Below are 611 nucleotides of genomic sequence, written 5' to 3'. Positions count from 1 at the left end.
CAGCAGTATACTCTGCAAGTTGCTACTCAAGTTGTCTAAGGCAGCTAAACTTAAACCCATCAACGAAAGAATGACGTAAATAAGGTATGAAGTTGATTGGTTAATTTTCTCTAGTAAAGCTGCGCGAGAAATAGGAATTAAGTACCCCACTACAAGAGGGGCAAAAATGAATAGCATCCCTGAGAACATAAAACTTGATAATTCCTTAGTGAGACAAGCCGGAGACAAAAGCCACTGACAAAACAACACTCGACCTTGAGTTTAATGTTTATCGTGGATGACGTTAGTTAACTTAATTACAAGCCGCTAGCACTGAGTACTGCGTTGATTTCGTTTTGAAAGTCAGTATCACTCATATTGCTTAGGTCATACAAGACCTCTGCACCTGTTAAATTGAATTCCACTTCATGTTCATCAATACGTTCGTCTTGATTGCGGAACATCAATAAGTGGTTTGCAATTCGAGCAATGTCTAAATAACTGACTTCTGGACGAGCGGTAACAAACTTTTCGTTTGAAGAGACTTCTCGAAAATCGTTGTCGAACCCCCAGCGTTCTAGCACCAACTTACTGGTTGCAGAGCAGCGAGTTTGGAAGATTTGCAACGCGAT

At 40.6% G+C, this 611-nt stretch carries 2 pseudogenes; both read right to left on the bottom strand.

Features of this window, described 5'->3' with window-relative positions:
• A pseudogene (locus tag R7R78_RS27685) lies at positions 1-189 on the bottom strand (hypothetical protein); the annotation flags it as partial.
• Positions 190-296: 107 nt separating this feature from the next.
• A pseudogene (locus R7R78_RS27680) lies at positions 297-611 on the bottom strand (histidine kinase); the annotation flags it as partial.

Source organism: Vibrio sp. 2134-1, assembly GCF_033339495.1.
The sequence above is the reverse complement of the archived record's forward strand: the minus strand, read 5'-3'. Positions and strand labels throughout refer to the sequence as shown.